Annotated in this window: 8 protein-coding genes; 4 read left to right on the forward strand and 4 right to left on the reverse strand. The window is 32.3% G+C overall.

Annotated elements, in window-relative coordinates:
• Positions 1 to 619: 619 nt before the first annotated feature.
• On the reverse strand, positions 620 to 1,324 hold the full coding sequence (locus GBO31_RS23090) for a DUF4294 domain-containing protein (protein WP_219010981.1): 705 nt from the start codon (positions 1,322 to 1,324) through the stop codon (positions 620 to 622).
• A gap of 107 nt (positions 1,325 to 1,431) precedes the next feature.
• Between GBO31_RS23090 and GBO31_RS23095 the strand changes: the two genes are divergently transcribed.
• Positions 1,432 to 2,559: a M42 family metallopeptidase gene (locus GBO31_RS23095; RefSeq protein WP_219010983.1), complete on the forward strand. Its 1,128-nt coding sequence runs from the start codon at positions 1,432 to 1,434 to the stop codon at positions 2,557 to 2,559.
• 54 nt (positions 2,560 to 2,613) lie between these two features.
• Here the strand turns inward: GBO31_RS23095 and acs are convergent, their stop codons facing one another.
• The 3 genes from acs to GBO31_RS23110 are packed head-to-tail and all read right to left on the reverse strand — an operon-like array spanning position 2,614 to position 6,629.
• The gene (gene acs / locus GBO31_RS23100) at positions 2,614 to 4,521 is read right to left on the reverse strand and encodes an acetate--CoA ligase (RefSeq protein WP_219010984.1); all 1,908 of its coding nucleotides are present in this window, start codon (positions 4,519 to 4,521) and stop codon (positions 2,614 to 2,616) included.
• Between the two features lie 26 nt (positions 4,522 to 4,547).
• Positions 4,548 to 6,338, reverse strand: coding sequence for a sodium:solute symporter family protein (locus GBO31_RS23105; protein ID WP_219010985.1), 1,791 nt, complete (start codon positions 6,336 to 6,338; stop codon positions 4,548 to 4,550).
• 24 nt (positions 6,339 to 6,362) lie between these two features.
• A complete protein-coding gene (locus tag GBO31_RS23110; protein WP_219010986.1) occupies positions 6,363 to 6,629 on the reverse strand; it encodes a DUF4212 domain-containing protein in 267 nt (88 codons plus the stop codon).
• Between the two features lie 165 nt (positions 6,630 to 6,794).
• Between GBO31_RS23110 and GBO31_RS23115 the strand changes: the two genes are divergently transcribed.
• The 3 genes from GBO31_RS23115 to GBO31_RS23125 all read left to right on the forward strand — a co-directional run bounded on the left by GBO31_RS23115 (position 6,795) and on the right by GBO31_RS23125 (position 8,766).
• The gene (locus GBO31_RS23115) at positions 6,795 to 7,349 is read left to right on the forward strand and encodes an NUDIX hydrolase (protein WP_219010987.1); all 555 of its coding nucleotides are present in this window, start codon (positions 6,795 to 6,797) and stop codon (positions 7,347 to 7,349) included.
• A gap of 94 nt (positions 7,350 to 7,443) precedes the next feature.
• A complete protein-coding gene (locus GBO31_RS23120) occupies positions 7,444 to 7,896 on the forward strand; it encodes a Dps family protein (RefSeq protein WP_219010988.1) in 453 nt (150 codons plus the stop codon).
• Between the two features lie 9 nt (positions 7,897 to 7,905).
• Positions 7,906 to 8,766: a hypothetical protein gene (locus GBO31_RS23125; protein ID WP_219010989.1), complete on the forward strand. Its 861-nt coding sequence runs from the start codon at positions 7,906 to 7,908 to the stop codon at positions 8,764 to 8,766.
• Positions 8,767 to 8,846: the final 80 nt, after the last annotated feature.

The raw sequence follows: 8,846 nt of genomic DNA on the forward strand, positions 1-8,846 counted from the left end.
AATATCAGTATAACCAATATTAATACGCGCTGTCAATCAATATATCAATGAACTCTTTTATACAACCTAACACAATCTCCATCGCTGGCTGTAATTCGTTAATCAATAAGGAATCGAACCCTATAAGCAACCTAAATCACCCTACTCCAGTATAACTATTTCTGTTTATGAACTCAGCTTGTTTCTCAAAGCGGGTGCAAATATAAAACGCTTTTTTATTCCCCGCAAAACTTTTTTGAACTTTTTTTTGAAAAAATTTTATCTCAATAAAATTAACCTCTTTCCAAACTCCAAAAAAACCAAATCCTCTCAATGAACTAACAAAACTTATCCCGTTTTGCGGGTGCAAACATACAACCCTTTTTCTTTTCAACAACAAAAAAAAACAACTTTTTTTTAACCTTTTTGTAAAACACCTGATTTCTAAAAAGTTGGAAAGCGAAGATACTAAAATTAATCAAAATAGAGCCTAAAAGTTTTAAACAATCTCTTTTAAAAACAACCTACTTAATTAAGATATTCTTTTTAATGAAGAAAAAACGAAATATTATCCTAATAAAGAAAAAAATATTTTGAAACTTAATTATAAATCAAATATAAATATAGATAACGAAAATATTTAATTTTTAACTGCAGTAGTTTTAACAGTATCTGTCCATTTATTTCTTAAATCATAAAAACTAAAATCTAAAGCAGTCTTTTGTTCTTCAAGAATATTTGACTGAAAACTTCTTTGCAAAATATCCTCAATCCAATAATCTTCTTCTACATTAATTGGATCATATTTTTCTTTAAGTGAAATATTAAAAAGATTTGCTGTACTGTTATACCAAAATGCTTTCCATCCACTCCTATATTCCTTCACAAGATCGAACATAGTACGTCCTGTTTGTCGATGTATCAACTTAACCAAAATTTGACCTTCGGTTCGTGTCATTTTTTTGAGCTCCGCAGTAAATTCTTCTTCCATATATTTCTGCAGTATTTTTATATATTTTTTCTTAGCTCTTTTTGATTTAATATTTTCTAATCTTTCATTTAGCGTAGTCAATCTATCGGATGCTAACTTCGCATAAGGATATACTTTTCTAGTTTTACGCCTAAGAATAAGATATTTTCTTCTAGCAAGTCTATCTTTAAATTTCAGCTTACCTAAAATAACCACCTCATCTAGGTCTATTGCATCATGAGGAATGGTATCTCCTTCTATTATATAGTACTGTACATAACCGGTAGAATCGACTTTTACCGAATCAATATCCTTCTGACCAAAACCAATCAGAGGAAAAAATATTATTAATATGTACAAATAGTCCCTATACATTCTATATACTAAGATGCTAAAATCGTTCCAAAATTAACAATAAACATATTGTAAAGTGTAAAATCTTTGTGAATATTATTAACTTCGTACAAAACAAAAATATATAAATGGCTAAAAAAAGTATACTAAATAAAAAGTCCTTAACTTTTCTTGAGAAGTATTTAAATAATCCTGCACCAACTGGATATGAATGGGAAGGACAAAAGATTTGGATGGATTATCTTAGTCCTTATGTGGATGAGTTCATCACTGACACTTATGGGACTGCCGTTGGGGTCATCAATCCAAAAGCCACCTATAAGGTTGTTATTGAAGGACATGCAGATGAAATATCTTGGTATGTAAATTACATTACTGACAATGGACTTATTTATGTAATTAGGAACGGAGGAAGTGATCACCAAATTGCTACATCAAAACGGGTAAATATCCACACTAAAAAAGGAATCGTACAAGGTGTTTTTGGTTGGCCTGCAATTCACACAAGAAACAGAGCGAAAGAAGAACCACCAAAATTGAATAATATTTGCATAGATGTTGGTTGCAGCACTAAAGAAGAAGTTCTAAAACTCGGAGTACATGTTGGTTGCGTAATTACGTATCCTGATGAATTTTTTATCTTAAACAAAGACAAGTTTGTATGTCGCGCATTAGATAATAGAATGGGTGGTTTTATGATCGCTGAAGTAGCTAGATTATTAAAAGAAAATAAAGATAAATTAGACTTTGGACTTTACATTACCAATTCTGTACAAGAAGAAATAGGTCTTAGAGGAGCTGAAATGATTACYCATACCATACAACCTGATGTTGCGATTGTTACGGATGTTTGTCACGACACAACAACACCTATGATTGAAAAGAAAACTCAAGGTGAGACTAAAATTGGTGATGGACCAGTTATTTCCTATGCTCCTGCAGTACAAAATAGATTGCGAGAACTTTTAATTGATACTGCAGAAAAGAAAAAGATTCCATTCCAACGAATGGCTTCTAGCAGAATGACAGGAACTGACACCGATGCTTTTGCCTATAGTAATGGTGGTGTAGCTTCTGCTTTGATTTCTTTACCACTTCGTTATATGCACACAACTGTAGAGATGGTTCATAGAGATGATGTAGAAAATGTAATTCGCTTAATTTATGAAAGTCTATTAAATATAAAAGCTGGAGAAACTTTTAGTTATTTTGCAAAACCTGCAGTTCCCAAAGCTAAAACCAAGTCAAAGAAATAGCTTATATAAAAAAAGCCTCCATGTGAGGCTTTTTTTTATATAAAGTTAATTCATTTATAATGCTTTATCCATGATCTCCTCAACTACTTCTGGATTTAAAAGCGTACTAGTATCACCAAGATTAGATGTGTCTTTGGATGCTATCTTTCTCAAAATTCGTCTCATAATCTTTCCACTTCTTGTTTTTGGCAATCCAGGAACAAATTGAATTTTATCCAATTTAGCGATTGGCCCTATACGCTCTGTAATTTGTTGATTTACTTCTTTACTCAAGTTATCTCGATCTCTACCTTCTCCTACTTCTTTTAGAATAATAAAACCATACAGCGCATTTCCTTTTATATCATGTGGAAAACCTACAATCGCAGATTCCGCCACAGCAGGATGTTCATTAATTGCATCTTCTATAGGCGCTGTTCCCAAATTATGACCGGATACAATAATCACATCGTCTACTCTACCAGTTATTCTATAATACCCCACTTCATCTCTTAGAGCTCCATCTCCTGTAAAGTATTTATTTTCGAAAGCAGAAAAATATGTATCTCTATAGCGCTTATGATTCCCCCATATAGTTCTTGCCATTGATGGCCAAGGAAATTTAATACATAGCCTACCTTCTACTTGATTACCTATAATTTCATTACCATTTTCATCCATTAATGCTGGTTGTACTCCAGGCATTGGTAAAGTTGCATAAGTTGGTTTAGTTGGAGTTGCAAAAGGAATTGGAGATATCAAAATACCTCCCGTTTCTGTTTGCCACCAGGTATCTACTATAGGGCATTTTTTTTCTCCTACATGATCATTATACCAGTGCCACGCTTCTTCATTTATAGGCTCTCCAACGGTACCTAAAACCTTCAGACTTGACAAATCATACTTTGTCACATAGTCCAAATTTTCTTTTGCCAAAGCTCTTATTGCTGTTGGAGCGGTATAAAATTGCGTAATCTTATGTTTTTGTACAATCTCCCAAAATCTTCCAAAATTAGGATATGATGGGACTCCTTCAAACATCACAGTGGTTGCTCCATTTGCTAAGGGGCCATATACTATATAAGAATGCCCCGTAATCCATCCTATATCAGCAGTACACCAGTAGATATCTTCTTCTCTATATTGAAAAACATTTTTAAAACTATATGCTGTATAAACCATATAACCAGCAGTGGTATGCATCATTCCCTTTGGTTTGCCAGTAGATCCCGAAGTATATAAAATAAATAATGGGTCTTCGGCATCCATTATTTCCGGAATACATTTTGTCTCAGCTTGATCTAACAACGGTTGCAACCATTCATCTCTTCCTTTTTTCATCATAATATCCGAATTGATTCTTTTTACGACCAATACGGATTCAATTCCAGGACACTGTTCCAAAGCTTCATCAACAATACCTTTTAGATCAATTGTTTTTGCTCCTCGATAAGATCCATCAGAGGTAATAACCATTTTTGCTTCGCAATCATTAATTCTTGTTGCCAAAGCAGTAGAAGAAAAACCAGCGAAAACTACAGAATGCACAGCTCCAATTCTAGCACATGCTAAAACAGCTATAGCTAATTCAGGAATCATAGGAAGGTAAATACACACTCTATCTCCTTTTTTGATCCCTTTTGCTTTTAAAACATTTGCAAATTTGCAGACACGCTCATGTAACTGATTATAGGTAATATGTTCTGCTTCATCTTCTGGGTTATTAGGTTCAAACAATATGGCTGTTTTATTCCCTCTAACATATAAATGTCGATCGATACAGTTTTCTGTGATATTTAATTTAGCACCATCAAACCATTTTACTTCTGGTTTACTAAAATCCCATTCTAAAATAGTATCCCATTTCTTTTTCCACAAAAAATGTTCTTCCGCTACTTCACTCCAGAAAAGTTCGGGATTCCTAACTGATTTTCGATATACTTGAAAATATTCTTCTAGATGCTTTATGTGATAATTACTCATTCTTATTTAGATAATTTGTATATGTTTTAATGATTAATTGGTTTATTTGCGTTGTTGGGTATTCTAATATTCTCTACTATCTCCTGCACCTCTCTTGGTGGTCTTGATGTAAAGTGACATACGGTTAACGATATTACAAAGTTTAATACCATAGCCACAGCACCGAAACCTTCTGGAGAAATAYCAAACCACCATTCTTCCATAGAAGGCAAGGTTTCATCAAACCAACCTAATTTAAATTTTATCATATATAACAGCATTGATAAGATTCCAACAACCATTCCTACTATCGCTCCTTCTTTATTCATTCGCTTATAAAAAATCCCTAAAACTATAGCAGGAAAAAAAGAAGCTGCAGCCAAGCCAAACGCTAACGCAACTACAGCGGCAACAAAACCAGGTGGATGAATCCCGAAATAACCAGCAACACAAACTGCTATTACTGCAGAAACTCTAGCCGCAACCAACTCTCCTTTTTCTGAAATAGAGGGTTTAATAATTTTTTTAATCAAATCATGAGATACAGATGAAGAAATTACCAATAACAATCCAGCCGCAGTCGACAAAGCAGCAGCTAATCCTCCTGCAGCAACTAATGCAATTACCCAATTTGGCAATCTAGCAATTTCTGGGTTTGCTAATACCATAATATCTCTATCAACAAATAATTCGTTTTCAGTACTTGGATTTATATTTGTTATAACTCTTTCTCCATAAACACCTCTTTGATCTCCTTTAAAAATAGGCTTGTTTTTGTTTCCTAACACTGCATGACCAGTAGTGTACTGTATTTTACCATCATTATTCTTGTCTATCCAACCTAATAATCCAGTATCTTCCCAATTTGTAAACCACTTTGGTAACTCTTCATACTTCTTATTATGTACAGATTCAATTAGATTCGTTTTAGCAAAAACTGCCACCGCAGGCGCAGTGGTATAAAGTATTGCGATAAGTAATAAGGCGTATCCAGCGGATTTACGGGCATCTTTTACTCTTTTAACCGTAAAAAAACGAACAATAACATGTGGTAAACCAGCTGTTCCAACCATCAACGCTAAGGTGATAGTAAAAATATCTAAGATAGATTTAGTTCCATCTGTATAAGAATTAAATCCTAGTTCTTCACTTAGCCCATCTAATTTATCTAATAAATAAATTTCTGACCCATCATTTATCGTACTTCCAAATCCTAACTGCGGAATTGGATTACCTGTCATTTGGATGGAAATAAATATAGCCGGAACCATAAAAGCAAATATTAAAACACAGTATTGTGCTACCTGCGTATAAGTAATACCTTTCATACCACCTAATACCGCATAAAAAAGAACAATGATCATTCCTATAATGACTCCTGTATTAATATCAACTTCAAGGAATCTGGAAAAAACGATACCTACTCCTCGCATTTGACCGGCTACATATGTAAATGAAACTAGTAATGCACAAAAAACTGCGACGGACCTTGCAGTTTTCGAATAATAACGATCTCCTATAAAATCTGGAACTGTGAATTTACCAAACTTGCGTAAATAAGGAGCTAACAACAGCGCTAACAATACATATCCACCTGTCCATCCCATAAGATATACTGCACCATCATAACCATCAAAAGCAATAATTCCTGCCATGGATATAAATGAAGCTGCACTCATCCAATCCGCAGCGGTAGCCATTCCGTTTGCCAAGGGCGATACACCACCTCCAGCTACATAAAACTCTTTTGTAGAACTTGCTTTAGACCAAATAGCAATACCTATATATAGTGCGAACGTTACCCCTACCAAAATATAAGTCCAAATTTGTACGCTCATTCTTATAATGATTTTAAGATTATTTTAGTCTTCATCATAACCATATTTCTTATCCAATCTATTCATTAAACGAACATAAACGAAGATTAAAATCACAAACACATATATTGAACCTTGCTGTGCAAACCAAAATCCCAGCTTAAAACCTCCCAATTTAATAGTATCTAGAGTATCTTTAAAAAGAATTCCAGCTCCATAGGATACAGCAAACCATATACTTAACAAAATCAACAAATATTTCAGATTTTTTTTCCAATAAGAATTGATCTTTTTACTTTTATCTATCTCCATTATTATTAGTATTATGGCTTTTAGAGGCCAAACTATTTCTTTTAAATTATCATAAATATATTACTTTAAGAATTAAAAAAAATAATCCTCAATGAATAATTGGATTCCATTAACCAATTATAAATTTTAATAAGTATTTTTAAAAATAACCATTAGACATATAGCATGCCAGATGAACTAATTGATATTGTAACAGAGGAAGGTTTTTTTACAGGAGATACACGAATGAAATCTGAAGCGCATCGTTTGGGGTTGTATCATAATAGTGTTCATATTTGGCTATACGACCAGCGTGGTAATATATTAATACAAAAGCGTGCTCATAATAAAGATACCTACCCTAATCTTTGGGATGTATCTGTTGCTGGTCATATTGGTGCTGGAGAATCTCCGAAGAATGCTGCTTTACGTGAAGTACAAGAAGAAATAGGACTTTGTTTACAAGCTTCTAACCTAGAATTTATCGGCAAATATCTTGCTAAAAAAGAACCAAGTGTTAACATCATTGACAATGAATTTCATTATATCTATATTGCTATACTAACAAAACCTATTGCTGATCTTAAAGTACAAAAAGAAGAAGTAAGTGCAATCAAATTAATCTCTACAGAAAGTCTACAAGAAGATATCGAACATGAAATAAGAAAAAAAGAGTATGTACCTCATGACCCGGATTATTATGAGTTAATTCTTAAGGAAATTAAAAATCGATTTAGTTAATAGTCTTATTAGTACTAACAATAATAGCGTTGTTAAAAACAAATCAATCAATAGTATTTTTGTATAGAATTTAAATAATCAATAAATAAAAACTATGATAAATACTAATAAAGAAACCATTGAACTATTGAATGTTTTATTAGCCGATTACCATATGTATTATCAAAAGCTAAGAAATTTCCATTGGAATGTTAAAGGTCGAAATTTTTTCGAATTACATCTTAAGTTTGAAGAATTATATGAGGATGCTAAACTAAAAATTGACGAAATTGCAGAAAGAATTTTAACGCTAAGAGCTAAACCAATTAGTAATTACAGTTCTTTTATTGAGAAATCATCCATAAAAGAAGCTAGCACAGATTTAATTGATAATGAAATGGTAACTTCCATTTTAGAAGATCATGATATTATCTTAAAACAACTAAAATTAGTTACAAAAGAAGCTGAAAAAGCTGAGGATGATGGTACTTTAGACATCACTGGCACATATATTGCTGATCTAGAAAAAACAAGTTGGATGCTAGATGCGTGGAATCAAAAACCTTAATATTTGTTTATGCTAAAAACTAAAATCTCCTTTTTACTAATTGGTATTACATTATCAGTAAGTTGCCAAAAGAAAAATGATACAGATCTAATTGTCATCGATCATCTATCAAGTTCTTTGCATGAAATATCGGGGATTACCTATTTACATGGTAATTCTGGATTATATGCAATTAATGACTCTGGAAATGACAATGTAGTTTTTAGTCTGAACAAAAAGGGAAAAATCCAAAATGAACTAAAAATCCCTGATAGTAAAAATGTTGATTGGGAGGATTTGGCTTATGATCTTAAAGGAAATCTATATATAGGCGATTTTGGTAATAACAATAATGACCGAAAAGATCTTGCTATTTATAAAGTATCTGGTATTCATACAAATACACTACATACTTCAACTTTGAAATTCTCTTTAGAGGATCAAAAAAAGTTTCCTCCATCTAAAAAGAAAAGAAATTTTGACATTGAAGCTTTCATTTATAAAAATGGAAGCTTCTATTTATTTACTAAAAATAGGAGTAGTAAATTTAATGGTGAAACCAAATTATATAAATTAAAAGATAAGATTGGTGAGCAAAAAGCCAAATTAATTGGTAAGTATACACTTTGTGAAGATGCTAACGATTGTTTTATCAGTGCCGCTGCAATAAATTTTAAAGGTGATAAGATAGCTCTTCTGACGTATAACAAAATATTCATACTATCCGATTTTTCGGAAGATGACTTATTTGGAGGAAAGATTAAAAAGATTAAACTAAATCATTATTCTCAGAAAGAAGGTATTTGTTTCGAAAATGACTCTACACTTTTTATCGTGGATGAAAAAAGAAAAAAAACTAAAGGAGCGCTGTATAAATATCACTTAAAATAAAGATTACAAATTATTCCAATCTTTTTCTAAAATTCCATATTCATAACTATCGGACCAACCTGTTTTTAAAGGAAGTATTT

Source organism: Aquimarina litoralis, assembly GCF_019295435.1.
Classification (GTDB): Bacteria; Bacteroidota; Bacteroidia; order Flavobacteriales; family Flavobacteriaceae; genus Aquimarina; species Aquimarina litoralis_A.